Annotated in this window: 19 protein-coding genes; 14 read left to right on the top strand and 5 right to left on the bottom strand. The window is 34.9% G+C overall.

Annotated features, from left to right (window positions below):
• Positions 1–50: 50 nt before the first annotated feature.
• Entirely contained in the window at positions 51–1427 is a 1377-nt protein-coding gene (dacB, locus tag PEDSA_RS19265) for a D-alanyl-D-alanine carboxypeptidase/D-alanyl-D-alanine endopeptidase (RefSeq protein ID WP_013634845.1), read from the bottom strand.
• An 85-nt stretch (positions 1428–1512) separates the two neighbouring features.
• Between dacB and PEDSA_RS19260 the strand changes: the two genes are divergently transcribed.
• Genes PEDSA_RS19260 through PEDSA_RS19245 form a run of 4 tightly spaced genes read left to right on the top strand, consistent with a single transcriptional unit; the run spans position 1513 to position 3102 of the window.
• Positions 1513–1890, top strand: a complete 378-nt coding sequence (locus PEDSA_RS19260; protein ID WP_013634844.1) for a hypothetical protein — start codon at positions 1513–1515, stop codon at positions 1888–1890.
• 17 nt (positions 1891–1907) lie between these two features.
• Entirely contained in the window at positions 1908–2297 is a 390-nt protein-coding gene (locus PEDSA_RS19255) for a hypothetical protein (RefSeq protein ID WP_013634843.1), read from the top strand.
• A 17-nt stretch (positions 2298–2314) separates the two neighbouring features.
• The gene (locus PEDSA_RS19250) at positions 2315–2704 is read left to right on the top strand and encodes a hypothetical protein (RefSeq protein ID WP_013634842.1); all 390 of its coding nucleotides are present in this window, start codon (positions 2315–2317) and stop codon (positions 2702–2704) included.
• 5 nt (positions 2705–2709) lie between these two features.
• Positions 2710–3102: a DUF1801 domain-containing protein gene (locus PEDSA_RS19245; RefSeq protein WP_013634841.1), complete on the top strand. Its 393-nt coding sequence runs from the start codon at positions 2710–2712 to the stop codon at positions 3100–3102.
• 236 nt (positions 3103–3338) lie between these two features.
• Here PEDSA_RS19245 and PEDSA_RS19240 read toward each other — a convergent pair whose 3' ends face one another.
• Entirely contained in the window at positions 3339–4334 is a 996-nt protein-coding gene (locus tag PEDSA_RS19240; RefSeq protein WP_013634840.1) for an aspartate-semialdehyde dehydrogenase, read from the bottom strand.
• Between the two features lie 59 nt (positions 4335–4393).
• Here PEDSA_RS19240 and PEDSA_RS19235 point away from each other — a divergent pair, with 59 nt between their 5' ends.
• The 4 genes from PEDSA_RS19235 (at position 4394) to PEDSA_RS19220 (ending at position 9211) form a co-directional block, all read left to right on the top strand.
• On the top strand, positions 4394–6988 hold the full coding sequence (locus PEDSA_RS19235) for a lamin tail domain-containing protein (RefSeq protein WP_013634839.1): 2595 nt from the start codon (positions 4394–4396) through the stop codon (positions 6986–6988).
• Positions 6989–7124: 136 nt separating this feature from the next.
• A complete protein-coding gene (locus PEDSA_RS19230) occupies positions 7125–7850 on the top strand; it encodes a YebC/PmpR family DNA-binding transcriptional regulator (RefSeq protein WP_013634838.1) in 726 nt (241 codons plus the stop codon).
• A 12-nt stretch (positions 7851–7862) separates the two neighbouring features.
• The gene (locus PEDSA_RS19225) at positions 7863–8084 is read left to right on the top strand and encodes a DUF2442 domain-containing protein (protein WP_041537171.1); all 222 of its coding nucleotides are present in this window, start codon (positions 7863–7865) and stop codon (positions 8082–8084) included.
• Between the two features lie 23 nt (positions 8085–8107).
• Complete coding sequence (locus tag PEDSA_RS19220; protein ID WP_148233561.1) at positions 8108–9211, top strand: hypothetical protein; 1104 nt, start codon at positions 8108–8110, stop codon at positions 9209–9211.
• Between the two features lie 72 nt (positions 9212–9283).
• Here the strand turns inward: PEDSA_RS19220 and PEDSA_RS19215 are convergent, their stop codons facing one another.
• The gene (locus PEDSA_RS19215) at positions 9284–9844 is read right to left on the bottom strand and encodes a hypothetical protein (RefSeq protein ID WP_013634836.1); all 561 of its coding nucleotides are present in this window, start codon (positions 9842–9844) and stop codon (positions 9284–9286) included.
• Between the two features lie 115 nt (positions 9845–9959).
• Here PEDSA_RS19215 and PEDSA_RS19210 point away from each other — a divergent pair, with 115 nt between their 5' ends.
• The 5 genes from PEDSA_RS19210 (at position 9960) to PEDSA_RS19190 (ending at position 17011) form a co-directional block, all read left to right on the top strand.
• Positions 9960–10931 carry a polyprenyl synthetase family protein gene (locus PEDSA_RS19210; RefSeq protein ID WP_013634835.1) on the top strand — a complete coding sequence of 324 codons (972 nt, stop codon included), beginning with the start codon at positions 9960–9962 and terminating at the stop codon, positions 10929–10931.
• The gene (locus PEDSA_RS19205) at positions 10931–11983 is read left to right on the top strand and encodes a TerC family protein (RefSeq protein WP_013634834.1); all 1053 of its coding nucleotides are present in this window, start codon (positions 10931–10933) and stop codon (positions 11981–11983) included. Before PEDSA_RS19210 ends, PEDSA_RS19205 begins: the two co-directional genes overlap by 1 nt.
• 7 nt (positions 11984–11990) lie before the next feature.
• Positions 11991–12710 carry an endonuclease III gene (gene nth, locus PEDSA_RS19200; protein ID WP_013634833.1) on the top strand — a complete coding sequence of 240 codons (720 nt, stop codon included), beginning with the start codon at positions 11991–11993 and terminating at the stop codon, positions 12708–12710.
• Between the two features lie 445 nt (positions 12711–13155).
• Positions 13156–14181: a recombinase RecA gene (gene recA, locus PEDSA_RS19195; RefSeq protein ID WP_013634832.1), complete on the top strand. Its 1026-nt coding sequence runs from the start codon at positions 13156–13158 to the stop codon at positions 14179–14181.
• A gap of 172 nt (positions 14182–14353) precedes the next feature.
• Positions 14354–17011 (top strand): AsmA-like C-terminal region-containing protein, encoded by a 2658-nt coding sequence (locus PEDSA_RS19190; RefSeq protein ID WP_013634831.1) that lies wholly within the window; start codon positions 14354–14356, stop codon positions 17009–17011.
• 120 nt (positions 17012–17131) lie between these two features.
• Here PEDSA_RS19190 and PEDSA_RS19185 read toward each other — a convergent pair whose 3' ends face one another.
• Together PEDSA_RS19185 and PEDSA_RS19180 are read right to left on the bottom strand one after the other, a co-directional pair.
• Positions 17132–18778, bottom strand: a complete 1647-nt coding sequence (locus tag PEDSA_RS19185; protein WP_013634830.1) for a L,D-transpeptidase family protein — start codon at positions 18776–18778, stop codon at positions 17132–17134.
• Between the two features lie 52 nt (positions 18779–18830).
• The gene (locus tag PEDSA_RS19180) at positions 18831–20114 is read right to left on the bottom strand and encodes a sensor histidine kinase (protein ID WP_013634829.1); all 1284 of its coding nucleotides are present in this window, start codon (positions 20112–20114) and stop codon (positions 18831–18833) included.
• 122 nt (positions 20115–20236) lie between these two features.
• Here PEDSA_RS19180 and PEDSA_RS19175 point away from each other — a divergent pair, with 122 nt between their 5' ends.
• Positions 20237–21043 (top strand): MBL fold metallo-hydrolase, encoded by an 807-nt coding sequence (locus PEDSA_RS19175; RefSeq protein ID WP_013634828.1) that lies wholly within the window; start codon positions 20237–20239, stop codon positions 21041–21043.
• Positions 21044–21105 lie beyond the last annotated feature (62 nt).

Below are 21105 nucleotides of genomic sequence, written 5' to 3'. Positions count from 1 at the left end.
TCAGCGTTAATTCCCGATTTTAATGAACATTAAGTTTATAATTTCATTCACTATTTCAGGTTATTTAACAATGTAAACATCTTTTGTCTCATTGCCGAGGTTGTACCACTATAATTATTTACTATAATGGTAAAACAATAATTTTTATGGTAGCCTGAATAAGCCAGTACATCGCCAATGGTACCGCTTTTCATTTTCATGTTATTATATAATGGAAAACTATTCAAATATGCAGTAAACCAAGGCTGGCCGTCTGCCCATTTTAAGACGTTGGCCATAGTAGCTGATGTTACTCTATTTGCCGGAGCCAATCCGCTTCCGTCATAAATATTCAACGTGTTTTTATCAATACCTAGTTTTTGCCAATGATTCTGCAGACTCTTTATGCCACCTTTAATTGTCTTTCCTTCATCATTTGCAATAGCTCTAAGCATCTGCTCTCCGTATAAATTGAGACTTTTTTGATTAAAATGATAGACCATATCTTTTAAAGGCGGAGATTGAATACTTAGTATAACCGTTCCCTGAAGATTTTGCTTTGATGTATCCAACCTTGTCGTTTTATAGCCTTTGGTCGATATACCATTTTTAGACAAAGCTTCGCTTACATCATAAACGAATGCTAATGCCGGATCCGGCAACGAAAAACGAATTGCCTTATTTAAGTTAACAGCATATGTACCTCTTAAATAGACCACTGAAGAATATGGTGAAGAATAACCATAAACCTGATCACCTGTACCTGAATCGCCTGTTTTTAACTCATTAATAATATTTAAAAACGGGTATTGAACACTAGCCGAAAGCAATTGAACATCCTGTCCTGTTGACGTAGCTGGTTTAAACCTCAATTCAAATTCATTCTCACCCCAGCATATTGCAGAGCTTCCCGCACCATAATAGTTCCCCATATCCTGCCATATCCAACCTTCGGAAATACTTTGTGAATCCCAGACTCCATCATCAGCTATTACTTCTCCATTTACCTTTTTAATACCTTTTGATTGAATCGCAGATAAGATTTTCTCTAAAACTATATCTTTAGAGGTTGTTGAAAATCTATCACTTCCCAACGTCGGATCCCCGTTTCCTTTAATAACGATATTCCCATTCAAGGTATTTCCTGAAATACTTCCAGTATAAAGGATATCTGTCTTAAATTGAAAATCTTCACCTAAAATAGCCAGAGCAGTTGCTGAAGTAACTGTTTTTAAAGTAGAGGCAGGAGCTAAGCCGACATTTTCATTTTGTGCAAAAATCACCTTATTCGTATTTCTGTCTGTAACGATTAAAGAACTTGTTGCGTACTTTAATTGAGCGTCCTTTGAAAAAGCTGCATAGGCCGTTTTTAACTTATCAGTAATGGATTGGGAGAAAGAAGAGTTCCCTATCGCTGAAATAAGTAAGATAGCAAAGATTTTTTTCATAGTACAAATAAAGGGATTATAGATAAAAACAACCAATTTATATAAAAAGCTAAACGTTGAAGAATTAAGTAAACCAACAAATGACATGAGGTATTTTTTAAGTTTATTACTTACTTGCATTATTTCCTTGTCATGTAGCAAAGAAAAAAGTTGCAAAAAAACGGCAAGCACTTATATTTACGAAGTAAATTCTCCGGAAGAGACTACCGTAAATCAATTAACTAATTTAGATTTATCCCTTATTTTAAATGGTTGTGATTATTTCTATAAATTGGAAAGTAAAGGTGAATTCGAGAGAGAGATTACAGCTAAAATAACACAAGAAACCTGTCTATATTGCACAACGTCTATTACAGAAACAATTGTTACCTATTCTTTTTTAGCGAAAAAGCCAGGCACCTACATTCTTAAATTTAAATCATCTTCAAACACACATATTGAGAAACAAATTGTTGTAAAATAGTAAACTCTAAAATCTACATGAGAAACACACTTGTTATCACCTTTATTTATTTCCTTATAACTTCTTGCTCTTCAAAAAAAGAGAGCGACAATTGTATTTATGAGATTGATATCCCAGCAATAGAAATATCTACCGAAAGTTCCGGAACTGTTAATGAACCTATAATTTTCAAAGTGAAACTCAGCTTTTATAATGGTTGTAGCGATTTCAAAATATTTGAAGAAAAAAAAGACGGTAATATTATCACTGTAGTAACCAAGGGAATGAATATGGGTTGTATATGTACAGATATAGCATTTACTCTTAAAAAGGACTATACTTTCATACCTAAGACGGCCGGAACATATACTTTCAAATTTAAGTCTTCTGGCGACACTTACATTCAAAAACAAGTTATCTTAAACTAGTAACTCTAAAATCAGATATGAAAAACACATTTGTTATTATCCTTATTTGCCTCCTTATTAGTTCCTGTTGTTCAAAGGACGAAGAGAGAGATTGTATTTATGATATAGAACTTCTTACCACAGATGTATCTGTAACAAGTTCTGGCACCGTTAATACCCCTTTGACCTTTAAAGTTAAACTTAGTTATCATAACGGATGCGGAAATTTTTCCCGGTTTAATGAAAAGAGAACTGAAAATACTATCGAGGTTATTGCCAAGGGACAAAACAGAGGTTGCGTTTGCACACAAGCTTTTATTAGTTTTGAGGAAGATTATGTTTTTGTTCCTAAACAAGCCGGAACTTATAACTTTAAATTTAAATCAGCTAAGGATACTTTTATAGAAAAACAGGTCGTCGTAAATTAAAGATTATGGATAATCGAATAAATAATGAAGTAAGCGAAAATATGGATCGTTTAGATCTTCCCCTGAGGAATGAAATTCAAAATTTACGTTATATCATTCTGAACGCAAACGAAAATTTGGAGGAGAATATGAAATGGAATGCACCCAACTATCACATAAAAGATGCAGATAGAATAACAATGAAGCTATACCCTCCAAATCAGATTCAAATTATATTTCATCGTGGAGCTAAAACACAAGCTCAACCAGAGGAAAAACTACTAGCTAACGATTTTGGATTATTGGATTGGAAAAGTAACGACCGGGCCGTACTGACATTAAAGGACATTAATGATATAGAGTTAAATAAGGGAAAAATAACTTCTCTCGTACAAAGCTGGCTGGCCGCTACAACTTAATTTAGAATATATAAACACAAAAAGGAGGCTGTCTCATAAATGAAATTCACAATTTCAAATCAGAATTAAATTTGGCAGGACAGCTTTTAATTACAGAAACCATGAAAAAAGGATCAAAACTCATCAGAGATTTGATCCTTTTTCGCTAAATCTAATAAAGCGTCGAAATTTTATTTGGTATCAATCTAGTAAAATTGACTTTTGATACAGCCTCTTTTCTATTTATAACGGAATTACTAACCGATTAAATTTTGCGCTACTAAAGCCTCTGCGATTTGAACCGTATTTGTAGCCGCACCTTTTCTAAGGTTATCTGCCACACACCACATATTTAATGTATTGTCCTGAGATTCATCACGACGGATACGTCCAACTAAAATCTCATCTTTACCATGCGCATCCATTGGCATTGGATATTTTGCATTTGCCGGATCGTCAACTACAATAACTCCAGGAGTTGCAGCCAATAACTCGCGAACCTTTGCTAAGTCGAAATCATTTTCAAATTCGATATTGATAGACTCTGAGTGTCCACCCATTACAGGAATTCTAACAGTAGTTGCTGTAACTTTAATACTGTCATCGCCCATAATTTTTTTAGTCTCCAAAATCATTTTCATTTCCTCTTTTGTATATCCATTGTCCTGGAAAACATCTATCTGAGGAATAACATTTAAATCAATCGGATAAGCATATGCCATTTCTCCATCGGTAATTCCTTTACGCTCATTCATTAACTGGTTGACAGCTTTTACTCCTGTTCCAGTAACTGATTGGTAAGTTGAAACTACAACTCTTTTGATTTTATATTCATCATGCAAAGGTTTTAAAGCTACTACCATTTGGATAGTAGAACAATTTGGATTTGCGATGATTTTATCTTCTTTAGTTAACACAGATGCATTTACTTCTGGAACTACCAATTTTTTAGACGGATCCATTCTCCATGCAGAAGAATTATCGATAACTACAGTACCTTTAGCGGCAAACTTAGGCGCTTGTTCTAGGGAAGTGCTTCCTCCGGCAGAGAACAAAGCCACCTCTGGAACCATTTCGATGGCTTCTTCAACAGTTACAACCTTGTATTTCTTTCCCTTGAAATCAATTTCCTTACCCTTACTTTTTTCAGAAGCAACAGGAATCAATTCTGTAACCGGGAAATTGCGCTCTGCTAAAACTTTTAACATCTCCGTTCCAACAAGACCGGTAGCGCCTACAACTGCAACTTTCATTTTTTTCTCTTTAATTAATTAATTTTTAAATATTATATTTATTCTAAATATGGCCAAATATGAGAAAGTTTTTACTTTTTTTAATGCTTTTGTTACACAAAAACGCTTTTTCACAATTAAATGATAAATTCGATGATGGTAATTTTACTACAAATCCTGCCTGGGTTGGTCCCAACGCACAGGAAAACTTTGTTGTTGAAAATGGTTCTTTAAAATCCAATTCCGACCTGCCCAACACAAATTTCTTTTTAGCAACCGCAAATAGTCTGGCTTTAAATACGGTGTGGGAGTTTGATTGTAATCTAAAGTTTTCGGTATCTGGGAATAATTACGCTGATATTTATTTGATTAGTGACTCAGAAAACCTGAGTGGTAGCACCCATGTGAATGGTTATTTTGTAAGGGTTGGAAATACCGGAAAAGAAATTTCCCTTTTTAAACGAAATGGTCTTTTAGCAAATTCAATTAAACTTTTAACAGGCCAAAGTGGGACTGTATCCAGTTCCAGTAATAATCCCCTCAGGATAAGAGTTACCAGAAATAGTCTGGGAGAATTCACACTGGAATGGGATAAATCTCAAACGGGCAATCTATATCAATCTGAAGGAAAGGTTATAGACAAGCAATATTCAACCAGCAATTGGTTTGGTATTTATATCCAACAATCAACAGCCTCTTTTCATAAAAAGCATTTCTTTAGCAATTTTTCAATAAAAGAAATAGAACTACCGGAAATAGAGTCTGCACATATTGCAAAAAACAAATTAACAATTTCATTTACTGAGGATATCAGAACAAATGATATCGATTTAAATAAGAACTTCCATATAAAACCGTTTAGTGGCGCAATAAAAAGCGTAACAACTTATTCAAAAAGTATCCTTGTAGAATATGACAAAGATTTCGAAAGTGCTTTGTATCAATTAACAGTTGATAAGATTCGCGATTTAGCTGGAAATTTGAATTCAAAGCCTTTAATCATATCCTTTACTTATAACAAGCCCTATCTAACAAAGTATAATGATATATTAATAAATGAGATTTTTGCAAATCCGAACCCACAGGTTGATCTGCCGAAGGCCGAGTTTATAGAACTGCTTAATACCACTACTGAAAAATTATCATTAAAAGGTTTTAAATATTCTAACTCGACGACCAATTACATTTTTGGTGATGATTATATCTTACCAGAAGAACATCTTATCATATGCGCAAAAAGCGATACTTTGGAGTATAAGGAGTATGGCAGAACTATAGGTATTTCTCCCTGGCCTACGCTGAGAAACGACAATGGATCGTTAAGTCTGACCAATCAGGAAGGCACACTTATTCATAAAGTGCAATATTCAGACACGTGGTATAAAGATAACGTCAAAAAAAAAGGGGGATACAGTTTAGAACTTATTGATCCTGCATCTATTTGTATTGACGCACAAAATTTTTCGGGTAGCCAACATCCGAGCGGAGGTACTCCCGGAAAATCAAATTCGATCTATAAATCGAACATTTCGTCTGCTCCCTTATCTCTGTCTTCCCTATTTTTCAAAGATGATTCTACAGTTGTACTGGTTTTTAACAAAGCTATAGATAGTTTAAAAGCTATCTCTGCAGATAATTATATAAGTAAAATTGGTAAGCCGGACCTCGTAAAAGTAGTTGCGCCAGAATTCAGCTCGGTTGAACTTATTTATAAAAATGGTCTTGTCAGAGGACAATCGTTCTTAATGAAAAGTCTTGAAATCTGCGATTGTGGGGTTACAAAGTTAACCAATCTGGAATCGGAACTCATAGTTCCTTCAAATCCACAAAAAGGCAAAATCCTGATTAATGAAATTTTATTCAATCCGCGAGCTGGCGGCAAAGAATTTGTAGAACTTTATAATCATTCGGATGAAACTTTTGATTTTAGAGAGCTATTTATCGCCGGTGCTAATGCTAAAGATTCCGTAATAAATATAAAAACAATTAGCGCAAACACTATGCTTTTCAAACCCGGTACATATTGGGTTATTACCACTGACCCAGAAAATATTCAGCTTGAATATTTCACTACTAATCCTGATAATTTCATTAAGGTTTCTGCTTTACCTTCTTTTAATAATGATAAGGGTACCGTCGTTCTACTAGATAAAGATAAAAATAGAATTGACCAGCTGAATTACGATCGAAACATGCATTTTGCGCTATTGAAAGAAGAAAAGGGCGTTTCTCTGGAAAGAACTTTTTTTAATGAAGACACAAACAAACCTGGTAATTTCCGTTCGGCAACTGCTAGTGTCGGTTTTTCTACTCCAGCATATAAAAATTCTCAAAACATGGCACAAAATGCAACTTCTTCTGACGGGATTGCGCTCTCCACCAAAGTTCTTTCACCAGATAACGACGGCACCAATGATCTTTTAAGTATTAATTACCAGTTAGACCAAAACAATTATGTAGCGAATGTAAGTGTATATAATGATGAAGGACGTCTGATTAAAAAAATCATTAACAACGAGGCGGTAAGCTCTTCCGGAACATGGCTATGGGATGGTTTTGACTTAACTCAAAACCGTGTTAAAACGGGCATTTACATCTTACATGCCGAATTATTTGATTTATTCGGAAAGCGGAAGAATTATAAAACGGCTTTTAGCGTGGTTAGTAGACAATAAATTCTGCTATTAGATTCATTAATCTAAAAAAGCCACAAATGCTTTTGCTTTTTTCTTAATTTTACATCGCTCAATTCAGAGCTTTTAATTTTGATGTACAAAGAGATAAATAAGATCTCTCTATAGAAAATAACAAATGGGAAGAGCATTCGAGTTTAGAAAAGAAAGAAAATTTAAACGTTGGGCCAAAATGGCCGTTCAGTTCACACGTATTGGAAAAGATATCGTAATTGCGGTAAAAGAAGGTGGCCCTCATCCAGAAAACAACTCCAGATTAAGAACTGCTATTCAGAATGCTAAAGCTGTAAACATGCCTAAAGACCGTGTTGAAGCAGCTATAAAAAGGGCTAGTGATAAATCGACAGCTAATTATGATGAAGTTGTATACGAAGGATACGGTCCTAATGGCGTGGCAGTTTTAGTAGAAACAGCTACAGATAACACGAACAGAACTGTTGCGAATGTTAGAAGTTACTTCAACAAAAGCAACGGAACTTTAGGCAAAACCGGTTCTCTGGATTTCATCTTTAAAAGAGTATCAACTTTCCGATTTGCTCCAGGCGATTTAGATTTAGAAGAATTGGAATTAGAATTAATCGATTTTGGTTTAGAGGAAATTTATGTTGAAGCAGATGAAGAAGGTAATGATTTAGCTGTTATACATGCAGGATTTGAAGATTTTGGCAAAATGCAAAAAGCTTTAGAAGAAAAAGGAATCGAGATTAAACAGGCTAAACTGGAAAGAATTCCGTTATCTTACGCAGAAGTGAACGAAGAGCAAGCTGCAGATATCATGAAATTATTGGATAAACTGGAGGAAGACGACGACGTTCAGGCGGTTTATCATAACATGGCTGAATAATTTTTTATAGATATGGGAATTGTTAGTACAAGAAGAAAAGACCATGAATTAAAGGTTACTTTTAATGATGATACATTAGTTATTGAATTAGAAGACGGTAAAGAAACAGCATTCCCTTTATTGTGGCATCCTCAGTTAAAAAACGCCAGTGAAGAAGAGAAACAAAACTGGGAGCTTAGTAAAGATGGCAAAAAAATTATTTGGAAAAATCTTAACGTAGAAATAGCTATATAAAAATGGTTTTTGAAGAGTTCTTTTTGAAGAAAAAAATTGATTTGGCACTGTTACGTAATGCCGAACCGAACCTTTTTGATCAATTCAAAAGTCATTACGCTCTTATGGGAGAAAAAAGTTTCGACCATACCAAAAAATATTGGTTCAATAAGCTACGTCATTCTTATCCTTTATCTGCTGAAGAAGAAATAAGATTAAAAGAATTATTTAAAGGAGAAAAAACCGTTGATAAAGCAGAAGCGATTGCCATCGAAGCAAAAACTGAAACAGCAGTTGCAAAACCTGCCGGGTTCAAGCCTAAATTTAAGGCTCCTATTGTAAAAAAAGAAGAACATATTCCTGCTAGTTCAACTTCTACTGAAGTAAGTACTACCGAGGTCAATGATTCTTCCTCCGAAAATAAACCTCCTGAATTTAAGCCCAGATTTAAACCGGGAGTAACAAAAACAATTTCTTCAAGTGCTGAGGAGAAACAGCCAGAAGAAAAGCCCACAGTAGACGAAACTGCTGTTGCTAAACCAAGTGGATTTATTCCAAGATTTAAAGCCGGAACAACTAAGATCTCCTCAACGGATACTGAAAAAACAAATACTGATGCACCTGCTGTTGATACCAATACAACGGAAGAAATATCCAAACCCATTGGATTCAGGCCACGATTTAAAGCAAATCAGCCACCTGTGCCTTTAAAAGAAGATACAGCAGTAGCTAAAGATCCGGAAAAAACAGAAGTTAAGGAAGAAGTCCCTGCTAAAACATTAGGTTTTAAACCGCGGTTTAAAGCAGGACAGACTAAAACAATAGAAACTAAGGAAGACATAGAAACTCCTTCAGTTCAAAAAGATATAGAAGCTGAGGTTGAAGGGATTGCAAATATTCAGGAAGAAACTAAGCCCGATATAACAGCAAAACCTTTAGGTTTTAAACCCCGGTTTAAGGCCGGACAAACCAAGACAATAGAAGAAAAAACTGAAAAAGTGAAAACGGTTGACACTAAAAATAGCGAACATCGCGAGAAACTGCTTGATGAGGTAAAAGATGATGTCGAAGGTTCTGCTGCTACTGCCAGTCCAAAACCTTTGGGGTTTAAGCCGAAATTTAAACCAAAAAATAAAAACGACGAATAGTAAATTCGTCGTTTTTATCGTAGCTAAATTTTTGACGATAAGGAGACTTAAACTCCAACAGGCAATAAAAATTTAAAACCAAATCCCCACCCCAATACCAATAGATTCTGCTTTAAGCTTATTCCCTTCATATAAAAAATCCTCAAAATCCTGAGTTAAATATTGTGCTTCCACAAAGTACCGGGCTCCCTTTTTATTGGTGAGAATATATCCCATACCAGCATCATAATTCAATCCCTTTACATAATCCTTAAAAACCTTAGCTGCATAACCCACGCTGGCTCTAACAAAAGGAGATTGCTTATTTTCCGAAAGACTCATCAAATTATAATGCCCATTTGCAGAAAAAGAAATGGTATTCATATTCAATCCACCATTACTTCCTCTGCTTTTAAAATTCGCAGTAGCAATGCCAACTCCCACACCCGCATGTTCATTCTGTTTGCCAAATACAAATTTAATCTGCAATGGATTTACTTTTTGTTCGTTAAAAACGTCGTTGATACCAAAACCATAGTTTACCTGCATTCTTCCAAAACTTTTAAATTTTTGAGGATTTTTGAAGGTCTGCGCCTGTAAATTCTGGGCGATAAGGCCAAAGGCTACCGCAATAAAAAGTTTAACGATATTCATAATATTTAGATTCGGGTATCAATTATACAGATTTTTATGCTGAACTGGCTGTTTAAAAAACAAAAATTAGGTTTTTTCATTATGTTTGCAGACGAACAAAAGCTAGCTGCTTCTAATGTTGAAACTAGACGAGATTAAAAAGCCTATAGAAAAAGAAATCGATGCCTTTGAAGAGAAGTTTAAAGCTTCTATGAAAAGCTCGGTTCCTTTGTTAGATAGGATAACCCACTATATTGTAAAAAGAAAAGGTAAGCAGATACGACCTATGTTCGTGTTCTTTTCGGCCAATATAAGTGGAGGAATAACAGAGTCTACCTATCACGCAGCAACTTTTGTGGAATTGCTCCATACAGCTACGCTGGTTCATGATGATGTTGTAGATAATTCTTTCGAAAGACGTGGTTTTTTCTCCGTAAATGCTCTGTGGAAAAACAAAATTGCCGTTTTGGTTGGCGACTACCTTTTAGCTAAAGGTTTATTACTATCCGTTGACCATCAAGAATTTAAACAATTAAAAATTGTATCTGATGCTGTGCAGCAACTAAGTGAAGGCGAATTGTTGCAAATGGAAAAAGTGCGTCGCATGGATATCAGCGAAGAAGTTTATTACGAAGTTATCAGAAAAAAAACAGCTTCATTAATAGCTTCCTGCTGTGCCGCCGGATCGACTTCTGCCGGTGCCACCGACGAGATTGTGAAAAAGATGCATGATTTTGGCGAGAAAATTGGGATAGCTTTTCAAATTAAAGACGATTTATTTGATTTTGGCACAGATGATATCGGAAAACCCAAAGGCATAGACATTAAAGAAAAAAAGGTTACCCTTCCTTTAATTTATGCTTTGAACAATGTAGATAAGGCAGAAAAAAAACGCATCAAAAATCTTGTTAAAAATCATAATGATGAACCGGAAAAGATAAATGCTATTATCGAATTTGTTAAAGCAAACGGCGGTTTAGCCTATGCCGAAGAGCAAATGTTCAAATATCAGGACGAAGCATTTAAGATTCTGGCGCAGTTTCCGGAAAGCGAATCGAGAACCGGCCTGGAAAATTTAGTGAGATTTACTACAGAAAGAAATAGATAATGAGTAACGAAGTTTTATTTTTTTGCGGGTTTGCATTGTTTATCATCATCATGCTTGCCCTTGACCTTGGTGTTTTCAACAAAGAAGACAAAGAAGTTTCTTTAAAAAGTGCTTCTATTATGAGCCTGATTTGGGTGAGTTTTGCTATAGGCTTCTATTTCCTTCTCAGACTCCATGCTAACTATCTCCATAGCATCCAAAATATGGACGACCTGATTGCGATAACAGCAAAACATCAGCATAGCATCAAACTGGTGCCTGATAATTTTGAACTTAGTTTAGATATATATAGTAAAAACCTGGCCTTAGAATTCATTACAGGTTATGTTATCGAATATGCATTATCTGTAGATAATATCTTCGTAATGGTGTTGATATTCTCTGCTTTTGCAGTTAAAAAGGAATATTATCACAGAGTTTTATTTTGGGGTATTCTGGGAGCTGTAGTAATGCGTTTCCTTTTCATCTTTATAGGTGCTACATTAATCAGTAAGTTCGGATGGATACTTTATCTTTTTGGAGCGTTCCTGATTTATTCGGGAATTATGATGTTCATAAAGCGCGACGAAGAAGAGGAAATTGACACTAAAAACCATAAAGTAGTTAAACTGGCATCCAGGTTTTTCCCTGTATACCCTCAATTTGTGGGACATGATTTTTTCCATGTAGAGAATGGGAAAAAATATATTACTCCTCTATTTTTAGTCTTATTGATTATAGAATTCACGGATGTAATATTTGCCGTTGATTCTATTCCTGCCATATTTGCAGCAACGAAAGACCCTTATATTGTATTTTTCTCTAATATCTTCGCGATTTTGGGTTTAAGATCCATGTTCTTCCTCTTGGTTAACATTATCCATAAATTCCATTATTTAAAAACCGGACTAGCTTTCTTACTGGTATTTATTGGTATAAAAATGCTAGCACATGACTATATGGAGAAAATAGGATTTACAACAGCACATTCTCTTTATATTATTATCGGAATTCTGGCGGTTAGTGTTATAGCGTCTTTAATATTCCCTAAAAAAGAAGAGGCAAAAAATTAGATCAATCATGCTAAAAAAAGACCGCTACAAAGCTTTTGTAGAATATTTTTCAACGCATCAGCCACAGGCGGAAACGGAACTCCATTACAACAATCCATTCGAATTATTGATTGCTGTAATTCTTTCTGCTCAATGCACAGATAAAAGAATAAATCAGGTTACGCCGAAACTTTTCGAGCGTTATCCAACACCAGAAAGTCTGGCTTCTGCTACTCCAGAAGAAGTCTTTGCTTACATTCGCTCGGTTAGCTATCCAAATAATAAATCCAAGCATTTGGTTGGTATGGCCAAAATCCTACTGAATGAATTCAATGGTATTGTTCCCGAGGATGTTAAAGATTTACAGAAAATGCCTGGCGTTGGTCGAAAGACAGCAAACGTAATTTCATCTGTTATTTATCATGCTCCTGCTATGGCTGTAGACACCCATGTTTTTCGTGTCGCCAACAGAATTGGTTTAACTACTAATGCAAAAACACCTTTAGCAGTAGAAAAACAACTGGTAGCGCACTTGCCACAGGACAAGATACATATTGCTCACCACTGGCTTATTTTACATGGTCGATATATTTGTTTAGCCAGAAGTCCAAAATGTGATATTTGCCCTTTAACAGGCTTTTGCAAGTATTATGCACAGCACAATACGCCATCGGCTCTAAAAAGAAAAGGGGAATTGGAAGCAAAAGCGAAAATCGCTAAAGAATTAAAGAAAAGAGCTATAAAATAATCGGCTGTTTTTGACGCGTTTCTCAAATATTGTCACACAACTGCTTTTCAAAAAAAACTGCTCGCATGTTGCTTATAGCAAATGAAAGAATTATCTGTTTAGTTAAAGAAAACGGCTAGCTAAATAATGGCTTCTTAAATTACTAATCGCTGGTTTTAACATACAAACAGACTATATTTCATTAAATCAGAAGCTGCATTTAGTAAAAATCGAGCTAAATACAGGCTTTTATATAATACTCCTTACACTTTACTTAGCTATCTTAGTTACATTTCTATATCCTTCTGATTCGTAAAATCATCAAATTATACTACCTTTATTTGAAATCGACACATTTATTGATGTCATGAAAAAAATTTCTTTAAGCACTATTGCAAATGATAAAAAAATTAGCATTTTTGTATCATTAAATTTTTAAAAAGATAAATTACTAAAAATATTATACATGAGTAACCCTAGCGAAAAGTTAAAAGCATTACAACTTACTTTAGATAAACTAGAAAAATCTTACGGAAAAGGTACTGTAATGAAATTAGGAGATGCACCTGTTGAAGCTATGGAGGCTATTTCCACTGGTTCTCTTGGTTTAGATATTGCCTTAGGCATTGGTGGTTTACCTAAAGGAAGAATTATAGAGATCTACGGTCCTGAATCTTCTGGTAAAACTACTTTAGCTACCCATGTTATTGCAGAGGCACAAAAAGCAGGAGGTATTGCTGCCATTATAGATGCTGAACATGCTTTTGATCAATTCTATGCCCAAAAATTAGGTGTAGATATTGAAAACTTATTAATCTCACAACCTGATAACGGTGAACAAGCGCTGGAGATTGCTGATAACTTAATCCGGTCAGGAGCAATTGATGTTATTGTTATTGACTCAGTTGCCGCTTTGGTTCCAAAAGGTGAGATTGAAGGCGAAATGGGTGATTCTAAAATGGGGTTACAGGCCCGTTTAATGTCACAAGCTTTACGTAAATTAACGGGTACCATTAGCAAAACAAAATGTTGTTGTATTTTCATCAACCAATTAAGGGATAAAATTGGTGTGATGTTCGGGAATCCAGAAACAACTACTGGTGGTAACGCATTGAAATTTTATTCTTCTGTTCGTTTAGATATCCGTCGTATCTCTCAAATTAAAGATAGTGACGAGGTTGCAGGTAACAGAGTAAAAGTTAAAATTGTAAAAAACAAAGTTGCTCCTCCCTTCAGAATTGCTGAGTTTGACATTATGTTTGGCGAAGGTATTTCTAAAGCTGGTGAAATTATAGATTTAGGTGTTGAATACGGTATCATTAAAAAAGCAGGTTCATGGTTTAGTTACGGTGATTCTAAACTAGGTCAGGGCCGCGATGCTGTAAAACAACTCATTATGGATAACCCGGAATTAGCTGAAGAACTGGAAGCAAAAATTAAAGCTGAAGTTACAGGCGTTCCAGTTCCTGAAGGATTTGGAGACGAGGATTAATATCCGTTACTATCTAAATTATTTCAAAATCCCTTAGCAAGCTGTTTGCTAAGGGATTTTTTTATTCCTAAATCTATTTCACAGAGAATTAAGACCTTAAATACTCTGACTTTTTATCGAACAAAATATTTCCTTTACTTTTGTGTTAATACTTAGATCTAAAATTTTAAAAATGTCTAAAAAAATCATTATCACCATCTCTCTAATCTTTGTAGTCATTTTACTTGCTGTAGCTAGTATTCCGCTTTTCTTCAAAGACACCATAGTTTCTAAAGTAAAAAACACCATCAATGAAAATCTGAACGCCAAAGTCAACTTTAAGGATATTGATCTAACCATAATCAGTTCTTTTCCTCAATTAGGGTTAAAATTAAATGACTTCGAAATTGTTGGTGTAGACAGTTTTTCTACAGATACACTGGCAAAAATCAAAAATCTACAGCTCAATTTAAATTTAATGAGCGTGATAAAAGGAGATAAATATCAGATAAATGAAGTTAAATTGGACGAACCTAAGATTTACGCCAGAGTACTGAAAAGCGGTAAAGCTAACTGGGATATTGTAAAATCCGACTCTACAAAAACAAGTCCACAAGATACTACCGCATCATCTTTTAAAGCTGCTTTGAAAAAATATGAAATAAAGAATGGAAATATTATTTATGATGATGCTTCACTGAATTTCTATATGGCTTTAAATAACATAAATCATAGTGGAAAGGGAGATTTTACTCAGGATCTTTTTGTTTTAGACACGGAATCCAATATCGAAAAATTAACTGTAAAATATGGTGGAATTCCATATTTAAATGGTGTACATTTAGAAGCAGGACTTCCCCTAGATATCGATTTAGCTAAGATGAAGTTTACACTTAAGGAAAACACCATCAAACTAAATGAACTGGTGTTGTCTTTAGTAGGGAGTTTAGCCATGCCTAACGATACTGACATGGTCATTGACGTAAAGTTTGATGCAGAAAAATCTGATCTAAAGAACTTTCTATCATTAATCCCAACTATGTATGCATCCAATTTTAAGGATTTACAAGCATCTGGAAAATTCGGACTAAAGGGTTTTGCAAAAGGTATTTATAATGAAAAATCGTTACCGGCATTCGATATCAATCTAAATATAGAAAATGGGAAAGTAAAATACACTTCTTTACCATCCTCAATAAATGATATACAGATTAAAGCTAAAATATCAAATCCCGATGGAGTAACAGACCATACCATTATTGATGTTCCTGCTTTTCATATGGCATTTGATAAAGCTCCTTTGGATGGGAAATTACTGGTAAAAACCCCTATTAGTGACCCTTATTTGGATTTAGCATTAAAAGGAGCTTTGGATTTAAAACAGTTAACCACTATATTCCCACTAAAGGATATGGCTTTAAGTGGGCTTTTAAACGCTGATATAACTGCCTCTAGAAATAAGTCAACAATAGACAAAGGAAATTATGAAGCTTTTAAAGCAAGTGGAAATATAACAGCTACAAACGTTAATTATTCGGGAGCAGCGGTTGCTAAACCTGTAAGTATTCCTGTAGCTAAATTGAGCCTTAATCCAAAAAATATAACGGTAAGCAATGTTGTTGCTAAAATTGGTAAAAGTGACTTTCAGGCAAATGGAGCAGTAAATAATTATCTGTCATATGTTTTCGGAAAGGACAAACCTCTACAGGGAAATTTCAATTTGGTATCATCATTAATTGATGTTAATGAATTGATGGGGCCAGCCACTACAGAACAAAAAAGTGCAGATACAAGCAAGTTAAGCGTAATTGAAATTCCAAAGAACATCGATTTTAACATGACAGTTAAGACCGAGAGGCTCCTATATGATAACTACGACATCCAAAACGCTCAAGGTGCACTTTTTGTAAAGAATCAGACAGTTTTCTTTAAGGATCTAGGGATGCAGATGCTTGACGGTAAAGTAAAAATGAATGGTTCCTATGCAAGTACTGATATCAAAAAACCAAAAGTAGATATTGATTTTGGTATAGAGAATATGAATATTCAAAAGGCTTTTAATATGTTTAATACCATTAAACTTTTGGCTCCTATTGCTAAATATACTAGTGGAACCTTCACAACTAATTTAAAATTCAATTCCGATTTAGGGCAAGATATGATGCCTATTTATTCATCTATAGATGCTTCTGGTATGACAAATATTATCGAAGCTGTGATTAATGGCTTTGAACCACTAAATAAACTGTCTTCCAGCCTGAATATTGGTGAACTGAAAAAACTGGAATTAAAGAATGTATTGGCCAAATTCCAGATCGAGGATGGAAGACTATTGGTCTCGCCTTTCAACATCAAGAAAAATGATATATTGTTAAATATACAGGGTTCTAATGGATTAGATCAATCCATGGATTATAAAGTAGCTATAAATATTCCCCGAGCCAAATTGGGAAACCAAGCCAATTCAACAGCCAATGCCCTACTTGCTTCACTTAATAGCAAGGCCGGCACTAATGTAAATCTTGGCGAAACAATAAAATTTAATGCCCTTATTGGTGGAACGGTTACGAAACCAACTGTTAAGCTGGATTTATCTGGAAATGACATCAAATCAGAAGCTAACAGTATTGTAAATCAGGTCATTGCGGATAAAAAAGCCGAGTTGGAATCAAAAGCAAGAGAAGAGGTTACTAAAATTACGGATAAAGCGAAAGCGGAAGCCCAACAAAAAATAGACACAGTAAAAAAACAAACTGAGGAAAGGATCAAAAATGAAGTAAAAAATCAGCTAAACAATCTTTTCAAAAAGAAGGAAAAAACACAAACCACTACCGAACAACCCGCTCAATAGTTTTATTGAGAAGGGGCATTTTCACCATTAGGATGATTTCGAAAATAGAAAAAATAAATTTCGTTATCAGTTGTAGGTCGCGTTTATACGTAACTCGCAACTGATAACAAATCACTTTATCTAATTCAATATCATTTTCTCGAGAGCACTATCTCTGTCGTAGATATCCTTTCTAAAATTAATCTGTCCTTTCCTATCGACAAAAGCAGTAAAGTAACTGATAAAAACAGGTACCGGATTTTTTAAGGTTACCCACTTTTCCTTAGTTTGGTGCATTGCCTTATCGATACTTATAGAGTCCCAAGCCTTATCATCCTTCAATAAAAATTCCGCCAATTTCTTGGGCTCACTTACACGGATACATCCGTGACTAAATGCTCTATCCTCCATACTGAATAAAGACTTTGCTGGCGTATCGTGTAAATAAATATTGAAATTATTAGGGAACAGAAATTTCACCAATCCCAGGGAATTATCTTTCCCGGGTAACTGCCTTATCACCGGAAGCCCGTTCTCATGACCAGTAATTTCCATATTATGTTGTTTCAAGTAACCGGCATTCCTATTCATTGCAGGTAAAATCTCATTTCTTACAATACTCGGCGGCACATTCCAGTAAGGACTAAAGACAATATATTTCAAATCCCCCTGAAAAACCACAGTTTTATGCAGTTCTTTACCTACTACAACATTGCAGCTCCACAATAAGCTATCCGCATTATAAACATGCAGTTTGTACTCGGGAATATTTACTCCTAAATATTCTTTATTTAATCCGGCTGGCACCCATCTGAAACGCTCCATATTTACAATGATAGTCTTAACCCTATCCCTCAATGGCACATTCATTTCCTTTATCGTTCCTGCTCCAATTACACCATCGTTCGTAAGTCCGTGTCTTTCCTGAAAATTGCTTACCGCTTCTTTCAAATTTGCATCATAAAGTGCAGATAAAGTATCCGATTCTTTATAGTCACCCAAAAAGTGCAGGCGCTTCCTGATCTTAACAATATTATCTGAAGAATCACCTATTTTATAAGATTTCTTTCCCGCATCTAATCCAATCGTTGTCACTTCTCTCTGACTTTCAAGCTCCCGATACTTAGTTAAAAAAGATTTCAGCAACATATATTGCCGATATACCGGACGGCCTTCAACCGTGTAAACTGATGATTTATTGGTTAACAGACTATCGAGCAAATCAGAATAGGAAACCTTTTTGCGAGGCACATACCATTGAACAGATTTACTAGCTTTCTCATCAACACCCTGCCAAACTTTATTAGCAAAAACAAAGTACTGCCCAGTCAGCATCAATTCTGTTTCAGTAGAAGGAGTCTTTCTTCCCTGATCTGCATAAATCAACGAATCCAGATCTTTTGTATAAGGAACCGATTTAGAAGAAACCCCTTCTGTATCTATATTTCTAATCCTATCGGCAAGGTTTCCCGCTTGCTCGATAATACCTTTTTTATCAAACCAGGCATAGGCATAGTTTCTTCGTTTATAGAATTCGGATATACTGTCTTTATAAACCGCCAGCTCGGGATAGCTTTTAAAGAACTTACCCAAGGCCGCACTATCAAACTTTATGTCAGTTTGGTCAGAAAAAGAACCAGGTATAGTTTCATCCCATTTCTTCAAAGCTTCTGTCTTTATTGAATCCTGGATTTCCTTCTTAGATTTCTCGCTTCTTCTGTTGCAAGACTCTAAGCCGGCAAGGACTGAAAGAACGCTTAAGATGAGTATCGAATTTTTTAAGTTCATAAGATATTGGCTAAAAAAATTCAATATAAAAAATTTTTAAAGATATAGCTTATCAAGCAGGAAAAGTAAGTGTAAATGTTGTACCCATTCCCTCTTTGCTTTGCATTGCGATTTTTCCTTTTTGGATAAGCGTATAGTCCCTGCAAATAATAAGCCCCAGTGCCGTACCTTTTTCATTCCTTGTCCCCGTTTTTGATTTCAATCTATGAGAAAAAACCGCCTTCTTATCGCTATTGGAAAAGCCTATACCATTATCGGTAATATGAATCAAACAGTTTCCATCCTTATTTTCTGCTTTTAAAAGTACATTCCCTCCTTCGCCAGTAAACTTGATCGCGTTAACCAACAAATTACGAACAACAACTTTTATCATTTCCCTATCTGCCACTATATCAACATCCTCGTCAATATTTACAGTCAGGTTGATATTCTTATTCAGTGCAGAATTCCTGCAGAGATCTATGGTAATTTTTAGATTGTCTGCCAGTTTAAACCTTAATAAATTTGGCTCCACGCCGTCGAGTTGGTTCTTCACCCAGGTTAGCAAATTATCCATCATTTCATTTGCAGAAATGGTATCTTCTAAAAGCTTTTTATTGATAAGATTTTTTTCCTCTTCTGAGAATGAAATAGCGTTCAGACTTTCAAGATAACCTTTAATAGATAAAATTGGAGAACGTAAATCATGAGCTACGATTGAAAAAAGTTTACTTTTCTCTTCATTAAGCTTAGCTAGCTCTTTGGTGCGCTTTTCGTAACCATTTTTCTCTATAAAATAACTTTTCCATATTTCCCTTACAAGAAGCAACAGCATTACCAGTGTAATAAAGTATGCTATAAAAAGATCATAAAAACGTTCAATCTTCGTTTCATATTGGTTTTCTATCAGGTAAGGATAATTATATTCAATAACCAAAGCACCTGCTACCAATATCAGATTCAGTAATAGCCAGAATGGGTATTGTCTTCTGGGAGCTACTGTTATATTCAAAAAGAAGAATAAAAGAAAATACAGCAAGCCGGCGCCATTAATTCCGCTGCTGAAGAAGAAATGTATCGCAGCAAAGGCGGTAGACATCATTTCGAAAATAAGTATTGCAATTTCATATCTGTCTCTAAACCGGGAAAGGTAATAACAGAAAAATAAGCCTATAAGAACTATTATAAGTACGAAAGTTAATAAAGGCAATCCTATATAAATATTTAAAGGAATATTTATGAATAAGGCCACCATCCCAAACACACATATATGGTGAAAAAACCTACTGCTTAACTCAAAATCTTCCTTACTCCCGATGATTTTATTCCAAATAATTCTCAGCCTGTCAAGTCCCATGTAATATTTGCGCTATCTCCGCTAATTTCTGTATTATTTTCCTAAACAAATTTCTAAATTTATCATCTTTGCAAGTGATATTTTTCACTTTTCTCTATTTTTATTTTTACGCAACAATTTACATGTTTTTAGAAGTAGCATCTTTGAACTCAGGAAGCAATGGCAATTGCTATTATATAGGGAATAAAGAGGAAGCTATTTTAATAGATATAGGTTTAAGCTGCAAAGAGTTGGAGATAAGGTTAGCCAGGCTTAACTTATACACCTCAAAAATCAAGGCTGTATTCATTTCTCATGAACATACAGATCATATTAAAGGTATAAAAACATTCTCCAAAAAACATAAAATCCCCGTTTATTTTACTTTTGCAACACTTGCTAACACCAATTTGCAATTGGAAAATATAAACTACTTCGATGCTGAAAATCCCATTCGTGTAGGTAGTTTAAGGATCACAGCGTTCGAAAAACATCACGATGCTGCACATCCTCATTCGTTTATTATTGAAGATAACGATTTGTGTATTGGTGTATTTACAGATTTGGGCATCGTCTGCAATAATTTGGTTAGATACTTCAAAATGTGCGATGCTGCATTTCTCGAATCTAACTACTGCGAAGAAATGCTGAGAAATAGCAGATATCCTTACTTTTTAAAAAGGAGAATCAGTGGTGGTAAAGGCCACTTGTCAAATACCCAGGCATTGGAACTTTTCCAAAATCACCAAACGCCAAAGTTGCAACTGTTGCTTTTATCCCATCTGTCCCGAGAGAACAATTCTCCCGAATTGGTTAAAAATCTTTTTGAAATGGTAACTGTTGATACGCAAATTGCTGTTGCCTCCAGAGATTTCGAAACACCTGTATATCGTATCTCTAAAACCTCAATTCAGGAGTTTGTCTTAGAAAAGCAATTTTCGTTGTTTTAAAAATCAAAGCACCACAACATCAGTAAAAAACACCATTAATCCCGTTGTTTTAGTAGTACTTT

It is taken from the genome of Pseudopedobacter saltans DSM 12145, from assembly GCF_000190735.1.
In the GTDB taxonomy this organism is placed as follows: Bacteria; Bacteroidota; Bacteroidia; order Sphingobacteriales; family Sphingobacteriaceae; genus Pseudopedobacter; species Pseudopedobacter saltans.
Note: the sequence above shows the minus strand (reverse complement) of the source record. Positions and strands in the feature narration are given on the sequence as shown.

Bases quoted from the DNA above. Each gene is read 5' to 3' on its own strand.
- dacB (WP_013634845.1), bottom strand. From the start codon at position 1,427: ATGAAAAAAATCTTTGCTATCTTACTTATTTCAGCGATAGGGAACTCT.
- PEDSA_RS19260 (WP_013634844.1), top strand. From the start codon at position 1,513: ATGAGGTATTTTTTAAGTTTATTACTTACTTGCATTATTTCCTTGTCA.
- PEDSA_RS19255 (WP_013634843.1), top strand. From the start codon at position 1,908: ATGAGAAACACACTTGTTATCACCTTTATTTATTTCCTTATAACTTCT.
- PEDSA_RS19250 (WP_013634842.1), top strand. From the start codon at position 2,315: ATGAAAAACACATTTGTTATTATCCTTATTTGCCTCCTTATTAGTTCC.
- PEDSA_RS19245 (WP_013634841.1), top strand. From the start codon at position 2,710: ATGGATAATCGAATAAATAATGAAGTAAGCGAAAATATGGATCGTTTA.
- PEDSA_RS19240 (WP_013634840.1), bottom strand. From the start codon at position 4,334: ATGAAAGTTGCAGTTGTAGGCGCTACCGGTCTTGTTGGAACGGAGATG.
- PEDSA_RS19235 (WP_013634839.1), top strand. From the start codon at position 4,394: ATGAGAAAGTTTTTACTTTTTTTAATGCTTTTGTTACACAAAAACGCT.
- PEDSA_RS19230 (WP_013634838.1), top strand. From the start codon at position 7,125: ATGGGAAGAGCATTCGAGTTTAGAAAAGAAAGAAAATTTAAACGTTGG.
- PEDSA_RS19225 (WP_041537171.1), top strand. From the start codon at position 7,863: ATGGGAATTGTTAGTACAAGAAGAAAAGACCATGAATTAAAGGTTACT.
- PEDSA_RS19215 (WP_013634836.1), bottom strand. From the start codon at position 9,844: ATGAATATCGTTAAACTTTTTATTGCGGTAGCCTTTGGCCTTATCGCC.
- PEDSA_RS19210 (WP_013634835.1), top strand. From the start codon at position 9,960: ATGTTGAAACTAGACGAGATTAAAAAGCCTATAGAAAAAGAAATCGAT.
- PEDSA_RS19205 (WP_013634834.1), top strand. From the start codon at position 10,931: ATGAGTAACGAAGTTTTATTTTTTTGCGGGTTTGCATTGTTTATCATC.
- nth (WP_013634833.1), top strand. From the start codon at position 11,991: ATGCTAAAAAAAGACCGCTACAAAGCTTTTGTAGAATATTTTTCAACG.
- recA (WP_013634832.1), top strand. From the start codon at position 13,156: ATGAGTAACCCTAGCGAAAAGTTAAAAGCATTACAACTTACTTTAGAT.
- PEDSA_RS19190 (WP_013634831.1), top strand. From the start codon at position 14,354: ATGTCTAAAAAAATCATTATCACCATCTCTCTAATCTTTGTAGTCATT.
- PEDSA_RS19185 (WP_013634830.1), bottom strand. From the start codon at position 18,778: ATGAACTTAAAAAATTCGATACTCATCTTAAGCGTTCTTTCAGTCCTT.
- PEDSA_RS19180 (WP_013634829.1), bottom strand. From the start codon at position 20,114: ATGGGACTTGACAGGCTGAGAATTATTTGGAATAAAATCATCGGGAGT.
- PEDSA_RS19175 (WP_013634828.1), top strand. From the start codon at position 20,237: ATGTTTTTAGAAGTAGCATCTTTGAACTCAGGAAGCAATGGCAATTGC.